The organism is Microbispora sp. NPDC046933 (assembly GCF_040644635.1).
Classification (GTDB): domain Bacteria; phylum Actinomycetota; class Actinomycetes; order Streptosporangiales; family Streptosporangiaceae; genus Microbispora.
In genome coordinates this window covers 1-1,539 of the sequence record NZ_JBEYWW010000114.1, presented here as the reverse complement: position 1 = coordinate 1,539, position 1,539 = coordinate 1, and the positions used below count along the sequence as shown (strand labels likewise).

Below are 1,539 nucleotides of genomic sequence, written 5' to 3'. Positions count from 1 at the left end.
GGCAAAAATCGAAGCTGCAATGACTACAACTAAAGGCGTAGCAAATGCAAAAGTACTTTTCAATGCATCAAAAGTTAAAGCAGAATTTGACGAAAATGTTGTCAGTACTGATGAACTTATCAGCAAGGTTGAGAAACTTGGATATCCTGTTTTGAGTAGCAAAGTAACTGTTGTGTGATTTATACCAGGAAAGATACCACTATAAATTGAATAAAGGAAAAAAATGATGACTAAATTAATGATTGATGAAAAATATGCTAAAGAACTTGATAAAGCAGAGATTGACCACCACAAACCTACGGCTGGTGCGATGCTAGGACATGTCTTATCCAATTTGTTCATAGAAAATATACGACTGACTCAAGCAGGAATATACGCGAAAAGCCCAGTTAAGTGTGAGTATTTACGTGAAATTGCACAAAAGGAAGTTGAATATTTCTTTAAAATTTCGGATTTACTTCTTGATGAAAATGAGATTGTACCAAGTACAACTGAAGAATTTTTAAAGTATCACAAGTTCATTACCGAGGATCCAAAAGCCAAATATTGGACTGATGAAGATCTGCTTGAAAGCTTCATTGTGGATTTCCAAGCACAAAATATGTTCATTACGCGAGCAATCAAGCTAGCAAACAAAGAAGAAAAATTTGCTTTGGCGGCTGGTGTAGTCGAACTTTACGGCTACAATCTTCAAGTTATTCGCAACTTGGCAGGTGACTTGGGTAAAAGCGTTGCTGATTTTCATGACGAAGATGAAGATAATGATAATTAGTTTTTACGAAACTGTAGGCTTTAGTTGAATGAGGCTTGCAGTTTGATAATTTTAGCGCGATAATAAGATAAGGAGAATCCCCAAAATGAGTAAGTATAAACATCATTTTAGTCATCATGAACACCACTGTGTACAGCTCGTGCCACTATTTGGTTTACTTTCAGAAAGTGAATTAGTGCAAGTTGAGCAGGTTGTTAATCATAAAATTTTTGAAAAAGGTGAAACAGTCATCAGCCCCTTTGCAGTGCCTCAACTTGCAATTGTGGCGCATGGTACCTTGAAAATATACCAGCTTTCTAGTGCTGGTAAAGAGCAGTTACTACGTGTGATTGAACCTGGTGGATACGCAGGTGAAGACGCCTTGTTTGGAGTAATGAATGATAATCTCTATGGTGAAACATTGGAAGAAACGCAAATTTGCTTTTTGCGACAACAAGATTTCAAAAATTTGTTGTTAAAATATCCCGAGCTCAGTTTGAAATTGCTTGAAACCACCGTGAGAAGAGCTGCGGAAATGCAATATCAAGCACAATTTCTCATGATGGAAGATGTTGAAAGTCGAATCGCTAATTATCTTTTGCAACTCGTCAAAGTAGTAGATTCAAATTCTGTTATGATTCCAATGAAAATGAAAGATCTTGCAACGTTCATCGGAACAACTCCCGAAACTATTTCTCGTAAGTTCAAAATACTCGAAGAAAAAGGCTCCTACGCGCGGCTGCTGGCCGCCTGCGGCGTGAACGCGATCTCGGTGAACAACGTGAACG

Annotated in this window: 3 protein-coding genes; all 3 read left to right on the top strand. The window is 37.8% G+C overall.

Annotated elements, in window-relative coordinates; translation table 11 throughout:
- The first annotated feature begins 7 nt into the window (after positions 1-7).
- Positions 8-178: a heavy-metal-associated domain-containing protein gene (locus ABZ857_RS44190; protein ID WP_357056953.1), complete on the top strand. Its 171-nt coding sequence runs from the start codon at positions 8-10 to the stop codon at positions 176-178.
- Positions 179-226: 48 nt separating this feature from the next.
- Entirely contained in the window at positions 227-772 is a 546-nt protein-coding gene (locus tag ABZ857_RS44185; protein ID WP_032951503.1) for a DNA-binding protein, read from the top strand.
- 85 nt (positions 773-857) lie between these two features.
- The coding region (locus ABZ857_RS44180; protein WP_357056950.1) for a cyclic nucleotide-binding domain-containing protein at positions 858-1,539 on the top strand (682 nt) is incomplete at its 3' end.